At 39.9% G+C, this 22,209-nt stretch carries 16 protein-coding genes and 3 tRNA genes; all 19 read right to left on the bottom strand.

Features of this window, described 5'->3' with window-relative positions; all coding sequences use genetic code 11:
* Positions 1-30: 30 nt before the first annotated feature.
* Positions 31-720, bottom strand: coding sequence for a response regulator transcription factor (locus DWW85_RS05955; RefSeq protein WP_008399752.1), 690 nt, complete (start codon positions 718-720; stop codon positions 31-33).
* Entirely contained in the window at positions 698-2,389 is a 1,692-nt protein-coding gene (locus DWW85_RS05950) for a HAMP domain-containing sensor histidine kinase (protein ID WP_242996058.1), read from the bottom strand. Before DWW85_RS05950 ends, DWW85_RS05955 begins: the two co-directional genes overlap by 23 nt.
* Before the next feature lie 343 nt (positions 2,390-2,732).
* The gene (locus DWW85_RS05945) at positions 2,733-3,365 is read right to left on the bottom strand and encodes a helix-turn-helix domain-containing protein (protein WP_021944249.1); all 633 of its coding nucleotides are present in this window, start codon (positions 3,363-3,365) and stop codon (positions 2,733-2,735) included.
* A gap of 221 nt (positions 3,366-3,586) precedes the next feature.
* Positions 3,587-4,441, bottom strand: a complete 855-nt coding sequence (locus DWW85_RS05940) for a hypothetical protein (RefSeq protein WP_117807980.1) — start codon at positions 4,439-4,441, stop codon at positions 3,587-3,589.
* 11 nt (positions 4,442-4,452) lie between these two features.
* Complete coding sequence (locus tag DWW85_RS05935) at positions 4,453-6,387, bottom strand: L,D-transpeptidase family protein (protein ID WP_173789065.1); 1,935 nt, start codon at positions 6,385-6,387, stop codon at positions 4,453-4,455.
* A gap of 14 nt (positions 6,388-6,401) precedes the next feature.
* Positions 6,402-7,637 carry an FtsW/RodA/SpoVE family cell cycle protein gene (locus DWW85_RS05930; RefSeq protein ID WP_117807976.1) on the bottom strand — a complete coding sequence of 412 codons (1,236 nt, stop codon included), beginning with the start codon at positions 7,635-7,637 and terminating at the stop codon, positions 6,402-6,404.
* 30 nt (positions 7,638-7,667) lie between these two features.
* Complete coding sequence (locus DWW85_RS05925; protein WP_117807974.1) at positions 7,668-9,644, bottom strand: hypothetical protein; 1,977 nt, start codon at positions 9,642-9,644, stop codon at positions 7,668-7,670.
* A gap of 12 nt (positions 9,645-9,656) precedes the next feature.
* A complete protein-coding gene (locus DWW85_RS05920) occupies positions 9,657-11,183 on the bottom strand; it encodes an FHA domain-containing protein (RefSeq protein ID WP_021944254.1) in 1,527 nt (508 codons plus the stop codon).
* A 147-nt stretch (positions 11,184-11,330) separates the two neighbouring features.
* Positions 11,331-11,401 (bottom strand) — tRNA-Cys (locus DWW85_RS05915).
* Between the two features lie 31 nt (positions 11,402-11,432).
* Positions 11,433-11,504, bottom strand: a tRNA-Asn gene (locus DWW85_RS05910).
* Between the two features lie 77 nt (positions 11,505-11,581).
* A tRNA-Ser gene (locus tag DWW85_RS05905) sits at positions 11,582-11,669 on the bottom strand.
* 90 nt (positions 11,670-11,759) lie between these two features.
* Complete coding sequence (locus tag DWW85_RS05900) at positions 11,760-13,007, bottom strand: fibronectin type III domain-containing protein (protein WP_021944255.1); 1,248 nt, start codon at positions 13,005-13,007, stop codon at positions 11,760-11,762.
* Positions 13,008-13,108: 101 nt separating this feature from the next.
* Positions 13,109-14,107 carry a hypothetical protein gene (locus DWW85_RS05895; protein WP_117807972.1) on the bottom strand — a complete coding sequence of 333 codons (999 nt, stop codon included), beginning with the start codon at positions 14,105-14,107 and terminating at the stop codon, positions 13,109-13,111.
* 214 nt (positions 14,108-14,321) lie between these two features.
* The gene (locus DWW85_RS05890; RefSeq protein WP_117807970.1) at positions 14,322-15,632 is read right to left on the bottom strand and encodes a fibronectin type III domain-containing protein; all 1,311 of its coding nucleotides are present in this window, start codon (positions 15,630-15,632) and stop codon (positions 14,322-14,324) included.
* A 243-nt stretch (positions 15,633-15,875) separates the two neighbouring features.
* On the bottom strand, positions 15,876-17,537 hold the full coding sequence (locus tag DWW85_RS05885; RefSeq protein ID WP_117807968.1) for a hypothetical protein: 1,662 nt from the start codon (positions 17,535-17,537) through the stop codon (positions 15,876-15,878).
* A gap of 206 nt (positions 17,538-17,743) precedes the next feature.
* Entirely contained in the window at positions 17,744-18,313 is a 570-nt protein-coding gene (locus DWW85_RS05880) for a Fe-S-containing hydro-lyase (protein WP_117807966.1), read from the bottom strand.
* Between the two features lie 93 nt (positions 18,314-18,406).
* A complete protein-coding gene (locus DWW85_RS05875; RefSeq protein WP_021944259.1) occupies positions 18,407-19,249 on the bottom strand; it encodes a fumarate hydratase in 843 nt (280 codons plus the stop codon).
* 17 nt (positions 19,250-19,266) lie between these two features.
* On the bottom strand, positions 19,267-19,572 hold the full coding sequence (locus DWW85_RS05870) for a hypothetical protein (RefSeq protein ID WP_021944260.1): 306 nt from the start codon (positions 19,570-19,572) through the stop codon (positions 19,267-19,269).
* A gap of 78 nt (positions 19,573-19,650) precedes the next feature.
* Positions 19,651-22,209: a DNA gyrase subunit A gene (gene gyrA, locus DWW85_RS05865; protein WP_117807963.1), complete on the bottom strand. Its 2,559-nt coding sequence runs from the start codon at positions 22,207-22,209 to the stop codon at positions 19,651-19,653.

The raw sequence follows: 22,209 nt of genomic DNA, 5'->3' as shown, positions 1-22,209 counted from the left end.
CTGTGCAGGCTCTGTCCTCACACTTTTTCACTACATTCTGAATCGGTATCCAACGCCCCATACAGTTTCGATGTACTGTGGCTTAGATGTATCAAATTCGATCTTCTCACGGATCTTCTTGATATGAACCGTAACGGTTGCGATATCTCCGATACTCTCCATATTCCAGATCTTGTTAAACAGTTCATCCTTTGAAAATACCTTATTCGGATTGCTTGCAAGGAAAGTCAGAAGATCGAATTCCTTATTTGTAAATACCTTCTCTTCTCCATCCACATAGACACGACGATCGGTCTTGTCAATCTTTAATCCACGGATCTCAATGACATCATTCTGCAATGCGGTTGAACCAATCAGACGCTCATATCTGGAAATATGTGCCTTTACTCTGGCAACCAGCTCACTTGGACTGAATGGCTTTGTTACATAATCATCAACACCAAGTCCAAGTCCACGGATCTTATCAATATCATTCTTCTTTGCTGTAACCATGATGATCGGAATATCCTTCTTCTCACGAATCTGACGACAGATTTCAAATCCATCCAGATCCGGAAGCATCAGATCAAGCAGGATCAGGCTGTAATCATTCTCTAATGCCTTATCCAGACCCTTTGCTCCATTTGTCTCTATCTCAACCTCAAAATCATTCAACTCCAGATAATCCCGCTCCAGCTCTGCTATGCTAAGTTCATCTTCAATTATCAGTATTCTGCTCATCTTTATTTTCCTCCTTGATGTATTTCTTCAATGTGAAATAGATCGTTGTACCTTCACCTTTCTTACTGGTCGCCCAGATCTTTCCACCATGTTCTTCCACGATCTTCTTGCAGATAGCAAGCCCCAGTCCGCTTCCACCTCTGGAACGTCTTGCACTGTCTGCACGATACGTTCGGTCAAATATATGCGGCAGGCTCTCTTTGTCGATCCCCCGTCCATCATCATTGATCGATACCTTGATCATTTTCTCACTTTCTTCTATAGAAATGTCAATATGACCTTCCTCTTTATCTGTATACTTGATCGCATTTGTCACAATATTGTTGATAACACGCTTCAACTGATCCGGATCAACAACAACCTTTACATCTTCCGCACAATAATTGTTATAGTTCAGTGTCATATTATGTGATAACAGATCTGCCCGAACCTCTTCCATACAGTCATTAAAATAGTCTTTTACCGATACTCTGTGGAATTCATACGGAATCGCATTGTTCGTGATATTGGTATATAGCGACAATTCGTTGATCAGCGCATCCAATTCATTTGCCTTATTATAGATCATCTTCAGATAACGATCCTGCTTCTCCGGTGTGTCTGCCACACCATCCATCAGACCCTCAACGTATCCTTTGATCGTTGTGATCGGAGTTTTCAGATCATGAGAAATGTTACTGATCAGCTCCCTGTTTTCTTCCTCATACTGCATCTTAAGCTCAACCGATTCATTCAGGCGCTCTCTCATGTCGTTAAATGACCGGCATAATTCTCCAATCTCATCTTTTCTTCCATCACTGACCTCTACCGGCTCTCCCAGATTCCCGGTACCAATCTCCTCTGCTGCCTCCTTCAGACGAACCAGCGGACGGATGAACTGTACATATACCAGTGTCGACAAAGCAGTTGTCAGAACCAGCATGATCAAGAACATCATAAGGATAAATCCAACCAGCGCACTCTTAAACTGGCTGACGTAATTACCATAATATGTAACCAGGAAAATACTGATCGATTTGCCATTGATCTGATAATCGATCTCATTACACAGATATGCCTGTGGAGATGTCAGCATATATTCATAAGTTTTGCCATATTTTCCAAATGCATATGAACCCTGATCGCCCATTTCCCCGGAACCGGACTCTGATGAACTGTTTTCTACTTCCTCCTGCTTGATTCCCTTCTCACCATTTATATAGATTTCACGTTTGGTAAGTAAAGACGCTTCCAGTTTTTCTACTTCATCTTTTATACCGGAATATGTAAATTCACCATCAATATAGACAAGCACCGATGTTCTGTAATTTCCGGCTTTCTGGTTCAGACTGTCCAGATATTTCTTATCATAGAATTTGCCCGGATCTGTCTGCAGATCCTCCTGCACATCCGACATGATGATCGACAGATTCCGGTATGTTTCCTTAATCGGATCGCTGATCGAATATAATGACTGTATACTGTAACCGTCACCAAACATTTCTGACAAATAACTTCGTCCAATCACAATCGTACCTACCAACATGATCAGCACGATAAAGATCCAGACGGAAACCAACGCCCATTTAACTTTTTTTATGATCTTCATATGTTTTCCTTTATAATTGTTTTTCCTCGCAATGCTCCAGATTTCTCTCGCATTGCTCCAGATTGCTCTCGCATCGCTCATCTCGTAATCCTTCGGATTGCTCTCGCAATGCTCATCTCGTAATCCTTCGGATTACTCTCGCAATGCTCATCTCGTAATCCTTCGGATTGCTCTCGCAATGCTCATCTCGTAATCCTTCGGATTACTCTCGCAATGCTCATCTCGTAATCTTTCAGATTACTCGATGTCCGTGCTTCGCACTATCAGATCATAAAAATAAATCAGGTCTTGTGCAAGCACAACCTGGTTTATTTTTATGATCTGGCATTGCTCGGCATACGCTCATTATATCACGGATTCAATTTCTCTTATATGAAGTTTTTATAAAGAAAGACTAACAGATGGATGAAGCTGGCATATGTTCTTATTTATTCTTCTTACCAAATAATCGTTTTTTCTTTTTTCCTCCGGCTTCTGCTGCCGCGATCTCCCGTCTGGTCTGCTGCATTTCCCGGATCACGGTATCCAATCTCTGATACCGTTCCTCTGCCCGCTCATCCTGTTCCTTCATAATAACATCCATCTGCTTTGCGATCTGCTCTGTTGCTTCCGCAGTTACTGCCTGACTGATCGGCTTGATATTCTCCTTTATCGAATTTCCCACAATCTTCGTCATCATCGACTGGAACTGTACCAGCTTAAAATCAACAATCCGCTCCTGATCCTCACCCGGCTCCTCCGTGATCTGGGTAACTGTATTGACCAGTTCCGAGGTGAAATCTGTTTCAACCTCCTTCGATGCCGTTTCAACCGGAACTCCATTTTCCAGAATATCATACATTTTCTGCACCAGTTCATGGATCGCCTTTAACTGGATCCCCCGATCCTTCAGCTCCTTTATCTTCTTCAAAATTCTGATATCCTGCTCATCATAGTACCGATGTCCCATATCATTTCGCTTGATCCTCATATCCAGTTCTTCTTCCCAGTAGCGAAGCACATGTGGTTCAACATCCACCATTTTTGCCGCCTCTTTTATCAGATATTTATTTCCCATTTGAATAGCACCCTCCTGATATTTTTTGTGAACCTCCCAGAAGGCCTGTCCACTTCACAAAATAATTCTACATTTATCTTCCCCTCTCTACAATTCTTATCGTGAGCATTCTTTTTACAGCTTTCTACATAAAAATACATCCCGGTCAGAACGTTATCCGGATTCCTTTTCAGCTTCCGGGCAACATCTCCAACCGGGATGTAATATCATATATTTGCAGGCTAATTATTGATCTTTACGATCTTATAAACCCCATCCGATGTCATGCGAAAATAAATATTCTTACTTGCTGAACCGATCAGCCATGCATCACCATCCCTGCTCTTCCGCAGGTTATCGATCGCATCGGTTCCTACTGCCTCCAACAGCTTATCTGTGAAGATCTGATCAGCCGGGATTGCCATCAGCTCATCTATATTTGCAATGGACTCTCCGCTTCCAAGTTCCTGCGGATAGTTCAGGATCTCAGACAAGCCATTGACATCCTTATTCTGGAACACCGTTATGATCTGTTGTGCAAATGCTTTACTTTCCGCCTCTGCATGCTCAATTACATCTTCTCTCTCATCATAATGATCCTCAAATGAAAGCAACGGAAGGATACTGTCTACAACTGAATCCTCTGCTGTTACATAGATGTACAGACAATAATGAATATTCGTATCACTCCAGAAAACAACCCTGCCTGGATTCAGCTTATAATACGTTGCATTGTATCCCTGAACCCCTGATACCAGCATATCTCCGGTACCGGTATTCGTTACCCCTGCCAGATCAAAATCACTGTATACCGCAGACGCAAGGAACTGACAATCAATTCCGTTATAAACAAATTTTATACAGGCGATCTCTTTATTTTTGATCTCGTATGAAACATCCTTAACCATATTTGAAGAAGCAACATCAATGATCATGCCAAGCCGCTTAAAATCCTCCGGACCACTGACCGGGCCGTCAGTTACAACCTCTGTTGTCTCTTCTTTTGGCTGACTGTCGGCTTTTCCACAAGCAGTACAGACCGCAAGTAATCCTGTTAAAATGCACAGACTATAAATCCATTTTCTGAACTTCTGCACGTTATTTCCTCCTAATGGCAGCCATTCTGCTTGCACTTATACTGCATATTTGGATCGGTTGGATCCCATGTGTGCCAGGATGGCAGCTTATATGCAGTTGGCTTTGGAAATGGATCACTGCCCTTTTTATTTATGATCGTAACCTTTGTTCCGACCTCACAATTATCATATAACCATTTTGCATCTCCGGCGGTCAGTCGGACACATCCGTGAGAGCAGGTTGTCCCCAGCTTGTTATATGCATATACACTGAGTGCGTTATTATTATTTACATCATTATAATATACGGAATGGAACAAATATCCTTCATAGATACCGGTACACCACTGTCCCCAGCAAGGTCCCATCAGTTCATGCCATCTGTAGTGACTCTGTGTATGGAAGGTTCCAAGCGGTGTGCTCTGACCTGTAGAACAAATAAAGGAACGGACCGGAATGATATAACCCTTATCTCCATCCTTCGCATATACCGTAACAACATTTGAATACTTATTTACAATGATCTCATAAGAATCCTGCTTGCCAATAACATCATCCACTTCTACCGCACGTTTTCCGTTTGAGCAGAAATAGAACTTATAACCATCCACATATGCCCATTTCTTGCGGTACATCACACCATCCGTACCGAAATAATAATAGGCATCCTTGATCTTCTTATAACCTGTCTGCGGATGTCCGTTATTATCGCAATAGTATGTATTTCCATCTATAGTGACAAGCCCTGTCGCATTTGCAAGTTTTCCATCTGTCCGGAAAATATAGATCTTACCGCTGATCGTATGTGGACCTGTATATGCCGTTCCATTCTTATCAAAATAATACTTATTCTTGTCAACGGTCTTCCATGCTTCCTTCACAGCCGCACCATCAGATTCAAAATAATAATACTTGCCATTGATCTGTTTCAGTCCGGCTGCCGCATATCCAGTATCCTCCATATAATAAAGCTTTCCATTATATGTTATGAACTGATTTCTGTAGAGCACACCATTCTTATTGAAATAACAGGTATGTCCATCGACAGTTGCAAGTCCGGTTGTTGCCTTTCCGTTACTGCCAAAATAAAACTTCTTGCCATTGATCGTGCGCCATTCATTCTGGATCATTCTTCCATATTTTGTAAAATAATAATACGTTCCCTTTACCTTTTTCAGACCGGAGAATGTATATCCCTTATATCCAACAAAATAAATATTTCCATTTACTGTAAAGAACTTGCTTTTCTGAAGTACGCCATTCTTATTAAAGAAATAACGATGTCCGTCAATCGTACAGAAACCTGTCTTTGCCTTTCCATCATAGCCAAAGTAGAACTTTTTGCCGTTGATCGTTTTCCAGGTCTTAACTGCCATTCTGCCCTTTTTGCTGAAGTAATAATAAGTTCCCTTTACCTTCTTCAGGCCGGAAAACGTATGTCCCTTATATCCAACAAAAAAAGTCTTTCCATTTACCTTGAAAAATTTGCTCTTCTGCAGCTCACCCTTATCATTAAAGTAATACCGGTTGCCATTAATCGTACAGAAACCCGTTTTTGCCTGTCCGTTATAGCCAAAGAAGAATTTCTTACCATTGACTACTTTCCAGACCTTCTTCTGCATTCTGCCATACTTATCAAAGAAATATCTGGCATCACCGATCTTCTTTTTACCGGTAACTGCCTGACCATTTTTCTTACTGAAATAATAGGTCTTTCCGGAAAGAACCTTCCAGCCCTTTACTGCCTTTCCATTCTCGTAATACTTCCGGCCGCCTTTTACATTTACCCAGCCGTTTTTCACTGTTGCCAGTTCTGCACCGGCTGTTGTCTGTAATTCTGCATCCGTAGCCTCTGCCTCATTTTCAGATGTATAAGCCTCTTCCGCTCTGGATGGTATTGATATTGCTCCTGCCATACATACGGCAAATGCCATCACCGCCAGTAAACCTCTAAGTATCTTTTTCATTGTTCTCTCCTCATCTAAGATATTCTTGAATATTTTCGATTCACCTGCTGTCTCCGTATTCCGATCACAAGTCCAATCTCCATTAATGTACATATGATGGCAGAACCACCTGCACTGATAAATGGCAGCGATACACCTGTATTCGGAAAGAAATTCACAGCCACACAGACATTGACTATAATCTGGAAAATGATATGTAAGATCACCCCGATCACAACCACACTTGCATATATATTTCTGGACTCTTTCACAACAATAACCATCTGATACAAAAGATATCCAAACATCAAAAACATAATAATAACACCGATCAGTCCAAGCTCCTCACAGATGATAGCAAAGATCATATCATTCTGTGCTTCCGGAATGTTGCTCAGCTTCTGTGTACCATTTCCAAGTCCCTTGCCAAGCAATCCGCCGCTTCCGATCGCATACAGAGACTGTAATGGCTGATAGCCAAGCGTACCTGCATACCGTTCCGGATCCAGCCATCCGAAGAATCTCCGAATCTGATATGGGTATTTGTCCATCTCACTGTCAAGCGGCATATTCGCCTTTAACCACATGATAAAGATAACAATCATTACAATACCAACCGCTGCAATGATCAGATGCATTTTGGGATGTTTTCCAACAATAAATGTCAGAATAAATACCATGAGCATAAGGATCAGGCAACTGCTCAGATTGGATGATATCTTCAATATCAGTCCCGCCTGAAGTGCAACTAACAGCCATAAGATCAAGGTATATCTGAATTTATCAAATTCCTTCCAGAAACGGTTCACATACCAGCCCATAAAAACGATCATACAGACCTTTGTTGCATCCGCAACCTGAAGCTGCATAAATCCCAGATTCAGCCATCTGGTCGCACCACCGGAATTAATACCAAGTGGTGTCTTTAACATAACGATCAAAACCAGAGATATAACATACGCCAGGATTCCACATTTCTTGATCAGCTTATACGGAACCCAGTTAAGGAATGCAGCAATAATAACTCCAAGTGCCATTACCTTCAACTGCTTTTTAAAGTAATATGCCGAATCGTAATTCGTGACGCGGCTGATCGACGATGTATAACTGGACGCACTGAAGATCATAATAAGTCCAAATGCCATAAGGAACACAACTGCAACTATGATCTTGATCTCTACTCCTGGGGTATAGGTATATCCTTTTTTCTCTGTCTGTCCGTTCTGTTCCACTTTTCCCCGAACACTCATATCCTGTCCGTTTGAAACCATGGTTACCCCTTTCTCACTTTAACGAATTTTTTATTTAATAGTAAATGTAAATTTCTCAACCAGCTTATCGGTATCATCATATACATATAAGGTTGCATCTCCCTTGATCGCAGATGACGGATCAATGCTCATCCATGTTGTATAACGATCCTTTACCTCTCCAAATGTAATGTCATTGCTCTTTGTACCATCTGAATATATTACATACCCTTTCAGACTCATAGATGCATCATTTTCATTCAGATACATAGTATGTACATAGATCGTCTTGCTGGAATCCGCAGATGTCTTCTTATTTTTGTAATCATCCAGTTTATCATTTACAAATGATTCTACTGTCCATCCGATCAACTTTGTATAATCATCTTCTGCCGAACCATAATCTGCATAACGAAGATCACAGAGATAACTCATCGTTGTCTCATCACTGCGATCCTTATGATCCTTTACATAAGCTGCTTTTGCCTTGTTGATCTTATCCGTTACATCTTTCTTTGTAACCTGCTCGTATTTCTCAACAGCACCCTTGTAATCCTTGCTCTTGTAAAGAGAGCTTCCCCATTTTGTATAAGCACTGTCAATCTTCTTTGTGCAATCTTTATACTTGGAATCCACCTCACCGTAAGTCTTGATCGCATCCTCAAACTTCTTATCTGCCAGATATGTCTCTGCCTGCTTGATCAGACACTCATTTGCCTTATCGGAATAATCGGAATATTCTGATTTCAGGAACAGCTCTTTTGCTGCCGCATACTCTTTAGCTTCCATTTTGTCAGATGCATTATTGTAGTAACATTCCTTGATCTTATCTGCGGCATCCTTATAATCTCCGGCTGTCTCGTATGCCTTGACTGCCTCATCATATTTCTTCTGCTCTGCAAGTGTCTCACCATTCATGTAAGAACACTCTTTTACTTTTTCTGCCGCTCCGGTATAATCTCCTGCCTTTGTATAATACTCAGCAGCTTCTGTATATTTCTTCTCACCGTAGAGCTTCTCTGCCTGATTGAAATAACACTCTTTTGCCTTATCTGCTGCATCCTTATATTCATCTGCAACTGTTTCCAATGCAATTACTTTCTCATAAGATGCCGCCGCATCAATATAATTGCCTTCTTCTGCAAGACTTGCTGCATACTCATAATATACGCCGCCATTTACCTTAGTCTCTGCATCCTTCATCCAGCCGGCTTTCTTATACAGTTCAACTGCATCATCGATCCGTCCATCCTTATAAGCCTCTTCTGCCTTGTTATAATTCAGATACTTTGGAACAACATAAGCAGCTCCACCGCCAAGAGCAAGAACAACTACGATCAGAATAATGATCAGTGCTACTTTTCCACCCTTGCCTTTTTTCTCTTTTGGCTGCTTTGGTGTCTTTGGTTCTTTTGAAGCCTTTGGAGCTTTCGGCTGTTTCGGAGCCTTTTCCTTTTTTGACTTTTTATCTTTCTTTTTTTCATCCTTTTCATTTACAGGCATACCACCCATAGCACCTGGCTGGCCAGGGATTGGTCTTGGCTGAAATGGTGGGATCCCATTCTGTGGTGCTGCACCCGGCTGACCCTGCATTGGTCTTGGCTGGAATGGCGGAACCATCCCATTTGGTCCCGGCATCGGACGGCCATTTGGTCCCGGCATTGGGCGGCCGTTTGGTCCCGGCATCGGCATTCCCTGATTCTTCAGCATATCGGCTGACAGAACCGTTGTACCTTCTTCATCCTCATTTTCTTCAACCTTCTTATCCAGATCAACTGCCTTTAATACAGTCGTCCCTTCTTCTTCCATTTCATCTGTATCAACAACAGCAGCATTTGCCTCTTTGCTGATGTCCGGCAATTCCTTTCCTATATCCTCATTTTTTGATACATCTGCTACCTGGGAAGCTACATCCTCCATTCCGACACTGTTACCGTTGTCAGCTGCCATATCCTCAACTTTTTTCCCGCAAACAGGACAAACCTTCATATCCGGTCCAAGTTCGCAACCACAATTATCACAATACATGACAGTTCCTCCTTATTTAATCTTGAAGAAAAATTCTTCATTTGAAAGCTGTATCGTACTATTATCCGGGATCACAACCTCAATATTGCTGTAAAGCATCTCCCCATTCAGGTATGTGTGATTGGTTGAATTATTATCCCTTAAATAATAAACACCATTTATATTTGTGATATAAGCATGTCTTCTGCTGACAGATTTATTGTCTGTAATCTTGAAATCAACACCCTGATCTGCCTTACCCATACAGAATACCTGCTTATTAATATAAATCTTCTCTCCGGTTCTTTTTCTGACAAGAATTGGACGCTTCAGACCATCACTTAATGATTTCGACAATACTGTTGTCTCATCCTCGCTGTCATCCGGCTTTCTGGTTTGTCTGTCCTCGGACAGTCTGCCAATCTCTTCGTTTCTTCTTCGAACCTCCATCGCCAGTTTTCTGGCTTCTTCATTGTTCTTTCTGGCTTCATATTCTGCACGCATTCTGGCTTCCTCTGCGCGCATCTCTTCTTCCCGTGCCAACCGAACTTCTTCTGCCAGTCTTTCTGCTTCTGCCGAAGCTCTCCGGAATTCTTCTTCCGCCTGACTTGCCTGTTCCTCTGCCAGTAATCTGGCTGTATTTATCTCTTTTTTAGAATTCTCATCCTCCGCTTCCCGCATCTTACATGCATATAAAACTGCGGTCTGTGATTTGTTATTATATTCTTTTTCTGCGGCCTGTTTGTCAATCTCTGCCTGTATTCTGGCAGCTTCAGCGAGCATCCGCATCTCCTCTGCAGATCTGGCAACATTTGCCTGCTGTTTTGCATACTCTGCCAGCCGTTTTGCCTCACTCTCGGCGTGGAGCCTTGCGATCTCGGCATTTCTGGCAGCTTCCTCGGCACGAAGAATATTAATCTCCATCTTCGCATGATTTGCTGCAATCTCTTTGGTCTTTGATGATGTTTTCTCCGTATTTACCAGCAACTGGCTCTGCGCCCGTAACTCCCGGATAAACAGATTGAACTGGATCGCATTGAATTCCTTGTGTCCATTCAGATACTCTATGATCTGATTTGCACATTCGATCGCCGGTGTATGTGCATAGACAAGCACTGACAGAAAACTTCTGATAAACTCTTCTACACCTGTCATATCTGATGGATTATCAAATGGGAGAAATATCAACTGTACACTGAAATCATTCAATCTTACATACATATATTTCAGGTCAAATACGATCTTTCCCAATTTCAGACCGTTATGTACCATAGACACCATCTGTCTGCTGATACTGTACAAATACTCTACCAGTTCATCCCGGAATATCGGCTTCCCGATCAACTGTTCCATCGTCAGATCACCTTCGATACAGTATTCCAGTATTCTTTCACCTTTTACAAATGTTTCTTTACAGGTATTTGTATTTCCCGCAAAAGGCACATTATATATCTTTATCTCTTCCTGGTTCAGTGTCATTGATTCATCTAATTTGTAACGAACTCTCTGTTCCCTGCTCTTTTGCGTCATAAAGCCCTCCTCCACAAAGGAATCTTTCATTTATATGTCTCCTGAACGCCCCTTTTCTGTTACTCAAAAATAGTTTCAGAAAATGGGACAAACTCCCAGAGTTATTATAACAAACCACTTTGTAAAAGTAAATGCACAACAAAAAAGAGACTGGAAACATTCCAATCTCTTTTCAAGAGGCGCGAGCCGGATTTGAACCGGCGATGACGGTGTTGCAGACCGGGGCCTTACCACTTGGCTATCGCGCCATTTATTAAGTTTTAAAGCTTTCGCTTTAAGCTCCCCGAGTAGGGCTCGAACCTACAACCCCTCGGTTAACAGCCGAGTGCTCTACCATTGAGCTATCGAGGAATATCCTTCGTCAAAATCCATCCAGCAGGGCTCCTGCAATGCCATCTCCCTACGAATTCTATCATTTAGATAAAATACGCAGAAGGAGGGATTTGAACCCTCGCGCCGCGCGAACGGCCTACACCCTTAGCAGGGGCGCCTCTTCAGCCACTTGAGTACTTCTGCAAAATGCCTAAATGAAATGTTCCCACCAGGGATATTAAATTTTGACGCTAGTACATGATAACAAAGGATATATTGTTTGTCAAGTTTTTTTTACTCAATATTCATATATAAATGCCATGTATAGGATGCCTTATATGTGTTCCTGCCAACCTGAACCTCTGGAATAACATACATTGCTGTATATTTTCCCTCAATACAATTATTATATTCATAGGAATTTGTTCCGGCACCAACCGTTGCAACCTCATACCATTCCGGCTTTTCTGCCTTGATATCATTACATGCATATACATGATATTTTGTTACATTCTTTACACTTTCCCAGTTGATCTCTACAGAATTTCTTCCGGTACGCTTCATACTGATCTTTGCCTGTGGGATCACAGTCTGCATATCTGTCCATTTACCAAAATACTTCTTGCCATTGATCTTGACATAGGCTCTGACACGAACCTTGAAGCCTTTATTTTCAACGGAAGGAATGTTGATACTGAGCTTTGTTTTTGTAGAATAATACAAATTCAATCTTCTTCCTTCCAGTGAATATACTTCCATCTGATATCCGGTTGGATCATACTTATCACCAGCCGCTTTTGTCCATCCAATTGTTACAGTATTGCTTTCTGTTGGCTGCCATAATAAATTGTTATACCGGAATGCCGCTACTCTCTTTGGTCTTTTTGGTGATGAATAGAAATCATATGCTTCGATATTTCCACCCTTTGCCATAAAGCCGGAGCTGGAACGCTTTACAGGTACAACACGGACATTATTAACAGATCCGGTTCTGACACGGATCGATACCGCATTTTTCTTTACAACCGCTTTTTTCTTATCATTTACATATACAATATAACGGTTTGCACCTCTCACCTTATCCCACTTAAATCTGATATAATGAGGAGTCGCCTTGATCTGCTTGATCGTAGATTTTGCTGTCTTAGATGGCGAAGTTACTACTTCTAATCTCTTTCCTGCAGGTCCGATCTTATATTTTCCATTTTCTTTTTTATAAACAGCCTTTACAACTACATAATATGTTCTGCTTGACGTAAGGTTACTAATTTTTTTCTTTGTATTTTTACTTCCTACAACATCACATGTTTTATTTGTCAGGCGCTTATATTTTCCATTTCCTGATGAAATAAACACATCATAACCATATGCATTTTTCAGGCTCTTCCAGCTCACCGTAACCGAATCCTCTTCTGACCGGGTCTGTGTGAGTCCCTTTACTTCGCTTGCTGCAGATGCCTTCAATGTTCCGTTTGAAAAAAAACATACTGCCATCATAACAAATATAAATGCCTTTAATATTGATAAGTTTCTGTTTTTCATGCCAATCATTTCCTTTTTGTTAAAAATATATTACAAAAATATCAAATTTTTGATACATAGTCAACATTTATTTTCATCTTTTTAATGTCTACCGGCAGTTATTAATATACCAGTTTTACATGTGTATACCAGGTCTTATCTGCGGTATATTGTTTTCCTTTTATCTTTACAGTTGGAATAACATAAAGTCCCAATGACTTTCCTGGTGTTAGAAGTTTTGTCACGAAGCTGGTTTTGTTTCCCTTAACGGTTCCAAGCTTGCGATATATCCGGTTCTCGATTGGATCAAATGGATTTTCACATAAATAGATCGTATATTTTACTGCTTTGTCGACCTTCTTCCATTTCAGTCGCACATTATATCGTCCTGCCATGGTAGTCGATGTAATTTTTGCACCCGGTATGATGGTTTTAAGATCTGACCATTCTCCATAACACTTCTTATTATTGATCGTAATATATCCGGCAACCTTACATTTGAACCCTTTGTTTTTCACATCTTTTCGGCTAAAAGTCAGATATGGATTTGTGCTTGCATAGGTTTTAAGCTTTTTCTTTCCATCTGCGGAATAAATAACTATCTTATAACCCTCTGCATACACTTCATCTTTCGGATTTTTGTCCCATTTGATATTTATACGGTCATCTTTCAGTCTCCACTGTAAATAATTTTTTTTAAAAGATGCCAGATTTTTCACTTTTTTTGGTGTTGTTTTTATATTATAAACTCTGCGAGCCCAACTCTCCAGTGCTTCGCCTTCTTCTGTCGTCCTTCCTGCAACAAGCAACAGGGTTCTTTTTGTTCCGGCTTTTGCTTTTATGGTAACTGAAGTTTTTCCAACTACTGTTTTTAGAAGGTTTCCATTTTCATCCAGAACCTTATAATATTCCGCTCCCTCTGAAGCATCCCACTCAATCGTATAAGAATTCGTAGTTGCCTTTGTCTGTCTGATATTATTTACATATGCCGGCTTTGGTTGCCATACCCCATATGTCTCCGCTTTCGTATCTTCTGTTTCTGCCTGGCTCACCAGATGTGTTGATCCGGCAATCACCAATGCCATGATCAATAATGCATACCTGACGATTTTGTTTCCCATTGTTTTCCTCTTCATCATATCGCATTCCCTCTTTCTTCAATATATTTGTAAATTCCGCTATTTTTATGGTCTTTATTATATATCATTCTGGTCTTGAATCCTAGTCCCTGATTATAAGATTGAAATTATAAAAAACACTGGAAAAACCATCAAAACTTATGATTTCTCCAGTGTTTTTTCAACTAAATACTTTTATGATTATTAAAGTAAAATTTTAATAATACTTGCTCATGTACATACTCATATACCATGTGGCATCTGCCTTATATGACTTCTTACCGATCTTTACAGTTGGTATAACATAAAATCCTGCATAATTACCGGTTTTCAGCTTTTTAACAGTATATGATGTTGTTTTCTTTCCTACTTTTGCAACCTTATACCATTTTTTATTGCTGGTAAATGAACCTGCATTCTTGCATGCATAGATAGTATAGCCTGTAGCATTTGAAACTTTCTTCCATGATAATTTTACAGAAGTCTTTGACTTTCTTGTAAGTTTAACATTTGCCTGAGGAATTACAACCTTAGTTTTTGACCATTTGCTGTAACACTTCTTACCATTTACTACAACATAACTTGAAACCTTTACTCTGAATCCTTTATTCTTTATTGCCTTCAAGCTAAATGTCTTGCTTCTTGTATATGAATTGGTAATATTATATGTTTTCAGCTTTTTCTTACCATCAACTGAATAAACAGCAATTCTATATCCCTGTTCATAGAACTCATTATTATCATTTCTATCCCAACCAACTGTTACTTTAGTTCTGCTATATTTATCCCAACTTATATTATGATAGGCTAAACTTGCAACTTTAACAGGAGCCTTAGGTGCAGTTTTAACACCAGATATCGATTCATAATTATAACTATAGATTGCTTCATATCCTGTTGAAGATACTCTTACAGGATATACATAGTATGTGCTTTGTGTTCCTGCTTCGGCTTTAAGCTTTACAGAAGTCTGTGAGCCCTTAACTTCTGCTACTTTTACACCATTTGTCATATTATTATCACGATATATAACATATTTTGTAGTACCATAAGAAGGTGACCACTGTATTGTTACTGAATTATATGTTGCACCAATCTGTTTAACTGTGCCCAGTGCGTCTGATGACGGTGCTGTAACAATTTCACCTGTAGCTGCCAAATTCTCTTTTGCATTATAAACATAACCAGTGCCACTTACATATGTTTCATATACAGGCACGGCTTTTACTTTATATGTACATCCCACACTTAAGCCAGTATAAGTATACTCTGGTTTATAACTATCTGGATAAATATCATCATCTACTCTTTTCCATTTAGCACCATTATTTGATGAATAATAGATGTAATATCCTTTTGCGCCATCAGCACCATTAAATTCTATCTTGGCTCTATTCTGCCCTACTTCTGTCTGCCTGATATTTGTAACATTTGTCGCTGCCATAGATGTAATACTCATCGCAAACAGCATAATACTTGTAATTGCCAGTAAAAGTAATGATTTACTGAATACTCTTTTCTTTTCCATAGAACTCTCCTTTACTTTTTAAAACTTTTTGCTCTGGCTGATTCAGCCCAAGAATCAGCCTATAATAATAATTTACGATATATTTGATCTCGTGTCAATTTGATGTGATTAGTGAATACTGCCAATTTTATTTATGCAGTTTGTACACATTTACACAGATTTTAAATACATCTTGCATATACTTTATATAAGTGTACGCATTCAAAGCATTTCCTTTTTATACAGTATTTTTTTCTAAATGATTTATTTGTCGTACGAGATCAACTGATTGATTGCATCCTCTCCTTCCTGATAAAATACTTTGATAGAATCTCCCGGCTGAATGAGGATCAGACTTTCATTTTCAGCAAAATCCTGCTTGTAGACATTTCGTTTTTCATCTGTAATATACACATAGGTACTATCCTCTAACTGGATGAACTGAATGTCTTTGACCGTGATCTGCTTGTTTGGAAGATTGTCGGACAGATCTTTGCCCGTCTTTAATCCATTCTGTGCCAGCAGTTTATTATAAGATATCAGTGTTTCCTTCTGTGTATTTCCGGTTGCTACGATGTTGTATTTCTCGACATCAACCAGTGCATACATTTTGACAAGACCACCGTTATCCTTTAATACCATGATATAAGTAGGAATACCACCAATATTTATTAATGAAGGGAAGGATGCTTTATATCCAAGGTGCTGTACCTGTCCTTCTGCTGATGCCATGGCAGAATGCTCTTCCGCTCCTGCGATTGAATAATATTTACTCTCTCCGGTACGAAGATTGATCATAACAAAACCGATATTGGATTCATCTCCATTTACGGAAGTTACGCCGGTGTATACCCACACATCTCCGTTCATGACCTTATAACCATAATCATCTGTTGTCGTTTTGCATCCCTTATTTCCAAATACACTGTTCCAGTAGCCACCAGATAATTTTCCGTACCAGTCATATTTTCTGCATGCAAGATCTCCGTCATAGACACGGTCTACCCATTTTGGTACATCACCGACTGCATGATATTCAGTATCACCGGTACATGGATCACAGATTACGATGCCCTTTACATCCTTTGCTCCGAACAGACCTGCATTTGCTGTCAGTACCGGACAGATATAATATGGATTTCCGTTATCATCCAATTCCAGATAAAAGCCTTCAAACATAGCCGTCGGATATGCCATTTGCACATGACGGTACAGATTCTGATTAAAATATGCAGAAGGTGAATAGATCATTGGTTTTTCAAGCTTTACATATTTTGCTTCATTCTTTACCGGATCGACGAGTACATATCCCGGTATACCGCTCTTTTTATTATTCATATATTTGATGAATCCGGCATATTCCAGAGCTGCTACCTTCATCGGACTTCCATTATAATCGATCGTACTGTAGTCACTGCTTACTTCGTACTGGCTGACTACATCAGATAAAGAACCGATCGCACGTTCACCGATAATAACTGCGGTATCTGTATCCATCAGTGCTATATCATTGATCTCTTTGCTTTCTACGATATCAGTCTCAAAATCACCATCTTCGATCTGTATCAGTCCGGCATATTTGGAAGATGCAAATAATTTGGATGATCCGATCCATCCAACAAGTGCTGCCAGAATCATGATTCCGATCACAATACCAAATATCTTCGTCAGTTTTGGTGATACAGGCATATCATCCATCTGTTCTGCCTTTAAATTCAATGTACAAATAAAAAGTGCAACAACTGTTACGATCATCCATATCCAGAATTCAACACTGTGAAGATTGATTGTCGGCGTTAATACATAATATAATACTGCTTCTATTACGATGATTACTGCCAGCATGATAAAATTCCATTTACCAAATTTTCTGCCGGATTGGTCTGCATCATAATAACTTTCTTTTTTCTTTTTGTTCTTACCCATATCCATCACTCTCCTTTTTTACGGAAAAAATGCGCCAGGAACATCCCAGCGCATCTCTCTTAAACATTTACTATTTAAATGGCTTTGAACATCACAATGCTATTGTAACCTGATGCACATAATTATGTATAGCTGTGAATGTCCCTATTATAATTCTTTAATATATCAATTTTGATATAATAGAACGAAAACAGCCTTATTCTATATTATTCCTGCTGTTTCAGATAATCTGCAACCGCTGTTTCGTACAGATTATTTCCTTTGCTGTCAATTACTACAATAACAGGCAGATTTTCAACTGTCATCTTACGGATGGCTTCTGTTCCCAGATCATCATATGCAACGACCTCTGATTTCTTGATACATTTGGAAAGGAGTGCACCTGCACCTCCTACCGCAGCAAAATATACTGCCTTATTTTCTACGATGGCATCGATAACTGCCTGACTTCTCTTTCCTTTTCCGATCATTCCATTCAAACCTTTTGAAAGAATGAGTGGTGTATATTTGTCCATACGACTGCTGGTTGTTGGTCCTGCCGATCCGATGACCTGACCTTCTCTTGCAGGTGTTGGTCCCAGATAATAGATCACATTTCCATCCAACTGGATTGGAAGCTTTGATTCATCATTTCCATTCTCGATCAATGTATCATACATTCTCTTATGTGCAGCATCTCTGGCACTGTAGATCACACCTGATATATATACATAATCTCCTGCATGAAGTTCTTCTACCTGTTTTTTATCAAATGGTGCTGTAATATGCTTATCCATTTTTCTCATCTCTCTCTTTTTATTCTTCTATAAAATAAATTCTGTAATTCATATCTGCCATGTATTGACCTTAATGACAGCTTTTGAGATTCATTACAGAATCCTCGTTACATGTCTGTTGACATGACAGCACATATTTACTGCAAGCGGCATACCTGCGATATGTGTTGCATAAGTCTCGATATTAACTGCAAGTGCTGTTGTCTTACCGCCTAGGCCACCCGGTCCGATTCCTGTATGATTAACGGCATCCAGAATCTCACTCTCAATTCTTGCAATATGCTCATATGGTGAATGTTCTCCGGCTTTTCTGGTAAGAGCTTTCTTTGCAAGCTTTGCGGCCATTTCAAAATCTCCACCCAGACCTACTCCTACAAACATCGGAGGACATGCATTGGGACCTGCATCCTTGACTGCCTGAAGAACGGCTGCTTTTACGCCTTCTTCTCCATCAGCAGGCTTTAACATGAACACACGGCTCATATTCTCGCTTCCGAATCCCTTTGGTGCGATCGTAATCTCTATATTTTCGCCCGGTACAATATCATAATGTATGATTGCCGGTGTATTGTCCTTTGTATTTTCACGGATCAGCGGATCTCTTACAACAGATTTACGAAGATATCCTTCTGTATATCCCTGTCTGACTCCTTCGTTCACTGCATCAGTCAGATTCATGCCTTCTACATGAACATCCTGTCCGACATTAATGAAAAATACCGCCATTCCTGTATCCTGACAGATCGGTATCTGATCCTCTGCTGCTATATCCAAATTTTCACATAACTGCGAAAGAATCTGTCTTCCAAGTACACTGTCCTCTTCTTCTGCAGCATTTCTGACTGCCTGTTCCATATCCTCTGACAGCTTCAGATTTGCCTCAATACACATTTCTTTTACAGTCTGAATAATCTCATCTGTATTAATTGTACGCATTTTCTTATCCTCTTTTTTTAGTTATCCAGAAAATCATCATCATTCTTTTTGTAATATGGATCTTTTCTTCGTTTCATATATCTGTATATATGAGCCATCAGTGTCAAAAATGCCAGTGCAATGACCAGTACGATCATTATATACAGGATATCCATAATATAACTGGAAAGACCTGCCGTATTATTGGATGATTCCAAAAATTTACTTAATCTGTCATTTTTGGTAATAATATTCTGTGCTTCCGTTGTTGCCTCTGTTGTTGCTGTTTTAAATACAATGCCGTTGATAGCATTATATAACCCCAAATATATTTTAGCTGGCATATCCCACCTCCAATTTTTAGTAACTTTTTACCTTCTTTATGAATACCGGCTGATCTTATTCAGCCGGTATCCTTTATATTATTCTTCTGTTGAATCTTCTTCCGATGACTGTTCTTCTGATACTTCTGTATCTTCTGTATCTTCTGTTTCTTCCGGATTTTCTCCTTCCGGATCCTCATCGTCAAATTCTTCTTTTTGTACTTCTGTCATGGATGCTACCTTGACATTATTATCATAGTTCAGGTTGATAACCTTTACACCGGAGGTTACTCGTCCAAGTGTAGATATTCCATCACAACTTGTACGAATAATGATTCCTTCTGTGGTGATGATCATAACATCATTTTCATCGGTAACGATCTTCGCACCTACAAGATCACCTGTTTTTTCTGTGATCTTGTAGCATTTTACACCTTTACCACCACGATTCTGGGCATTAAATTCTGAGATTAATGTCCTCTTACCCATACCATTTTCGGTAACAAGCAGGATTTTTTCTCCCTGTGAACTCATCTGCATGGAAATTACGATATCATCTTTTCCAAGATGGATACCCTTTACACCCATGGAAGTTCTTCCGGTCTGTCTGACGTCTTTTTCATTAAAACGAATCGACATACCCTTCTTTGTAATCAGGAAGATATCATCATCTCCATTTGTTGCTTTCACTTCGATTAGTTCATCATTATCACGCAAAACAATTGCTGTAAGTCCTGTCTTTCTCACATTCTGATATTCTAAGATATCTGTTTTCTTTACCATACCATTTCTGGTTGCCATGAACAGATATTTACCATCCTCGTAGCTCTTTAACGGAATGACTGCTGTGATCTTCTCACCTGCCTGAAGCTGAAGTAGGTTTACGATTGCAACACCTCTGGCTGTTCTTCCTGCTTCCGGTATCTCATATCCCTTCAGACGGTATACTCTACCGGTATTTGTAAAGAACATCAGATAATTATGTGTCGTTGTTACGATCAGATTCTCAATGTAATCTTCATCGATCGTCTGCATACCACGGATACCCTTACCACCACGATTCTGTGCCTTGAAGAGGTCTTCCGGCATACGCTTGATATAACCGAGCTTTGTCATGGCTATGACAATATTTTCTCTCTCGATCAGTTCTTCGTCTGTTACTTCGTCAACATCTCTGCCAAGAGCGGTTCTTCTCTCATCACCATATTTCTGAGAAATAACAAGAAGCTCATCTTTGATAACTCCAAGTAATTTCTTTTCATCTGCAAGAATTGCTTTCAGATAACTGATCTTATCCATCAGTTCTTTATATTCTGCCTCTAATTTCTCACGTTCCAGACCTGTCAGAGCACGAAGTCTCATATCTACAATTGCCTGTGCCTGAATCTCTGTCAGTCCGAATCGTTCGATCAATGAGTTCTTCGCATCCTGTACACTCTTGGAACTACGGATAATATTGATAACTTCATCGATATTATCGAGTGCGATCAACAATCCCTGTAAGATGTGTGCTCGTTCTTCTGCCTTATTCAGATCATACTTTGTACGTCTGGTTACGACATCCTCCTGATGCTTCAGATAATATCCGAGCATCTGGCTGATATTTAAAATTTTTGGAACCCCATCTACAAGTGCCAGCATATTAACACCAAATGTATCCTGAAGCTGTGTATGCTTATATAACTGATTCAGAAGTACATTTGCATTTGTATCTTTCTTTAATTCGATGACAACACGGATACCTTCTCTGGAGGATTCATCTCTTACATCCGTGATTCCTTCTACACGCTTGGTCTTTACCAGCTCTACTATCTTCTGGATCAGTAAAGCTTTATTTACCATGTATGGAAGCTCCGTTACTACAATCTTATGCTTGCCATTTGGCATTGCTTCAATATCTGTAACGGCACGAACCTTGATCTTACCACGACCGGTTCTGTATGCTTCTTCAATTCCACGACGTCCAAGGATCTCTGCTCCCATAGGAAAATCAGGTCCTTTTATAATCTGCATGATCTCATCAATGGAGGTTTCTCTGTCTTCTTCTATACGATTATCAATGATTTTTACGGTTGCACCGATTACTTCCTTTAAATTATGTGGTGGAATATTGGTAGCCATACCAACCGCAATACCAGTTGTACCATTTACTAATAGATTAGGAAAACGTGATGGAAGTACCGTTGGCTCTTTTTCTGTCTCATCAAAGTTTGGTACAAAATCTACTGTATCTTTATTGATATCAGCTAACATTTCCATACTGATCTTTGATAACCTTGCCTCTGTGTATCGCATCGCAGCAGCGCCATCACCATCTTCTGAACCGAAGTTACCATGACCATCTACCAATGGATATCTTGTATTCCAGTCCTGAGCCAGTTTTACGAGAGCATCATAGATGGAACTATCTCCATGTGGATGATATTTACCCATGGTATCACCGACGATACGGGCACATTTACGATGTGGCTTATCCGGACCGTTGTTCAGTTCTATCATTGAGTGAAGGATTCTTCTCTGAACAGGCTTCAAACCATCTCTTACATCAGGAAGTGCTCGTGCTGCAATAACACTCATGGCATAATCTATATAAGACCGCTCCATGGTCTTCTTGAGCCCGACTTCACTTATTTTGTCAAAAATCTTATCGTCATCCAT

This window comes from Clostridium sp. AF17-21AC, from assembly GCF_003461365.1.
Lineage (GTDB): Bacteria > Bacillota > Clostridia > Lachnospirales > Lachnospiraceae > Coprococcus > Coprococcus ammoniilyticus.
The sequence above is the reverse complement of the archived record's forward strand: the minus strand, read 5'-3'. Positions and strand labels throughout refer to the sequence as shown.